This window comes from Cupriavidus sp. DL-D2 (genome assembly GCF_039710735.1).
Classification (GTDB): Bacteria; Pseudomonadota; Gammaproteobacteria; order Burkholderiales; family Burkholderiaceae; genus Cupriavidus.
In genome coordinates this window covers 1-365 of sequence record NZ_JBDKXK010000162.1, presented here as the reverse complement: position 1 = coordinate 365, position 365 = coordinate 1, and the positions used below count along the sequence as shown (strand labels likewise).

Sequence of the window (365 nt, the reverse complement as noted above, 5' to 3'; positions counted from 1 at the left end):
GCCCTGCTGCAGGATGTCTGGTTCCTGGAGAAACTGGCCCACTTCGACCGCGAGGTCATCCCCGAGCGCCGCATGCACGCCAAGGGTTCCGGTGCCTATGGCACGTTCACCGTCACGCATGACATCACGAAGTACACGCGCGCCAACCTGTTCTCGGAAGTCGGCAAGAAAACCGAACTGTTCATGCGTTTCTCGTCGGTGGCCGGCGAGCGCGGTGCCGCCGATGCCGAACGCGATATTCGCGGCTTCGCCATCAAGTTCTATACCGAAGAAGGCAACTGGGATCTGGTGGGCAACAACACGCCGGTCTTCTTCCTGCGCGACCCGCTGAAATTCCCCGACCTGAACCACGCCGTGAAGCGCGA

At 61.4% G+C, this 365-nt stretch carries 1 protein-coding gene; it reads left to right on the top strand.

Going from position 1 to position 365, the window contains the following annotated elements:
• The coding region (locus ABDB81_RS30485; RefSeq protein WP_346814433.1) for a catalase at window positions 1–365 on the top strand (365 nt) is incomplete at both ends.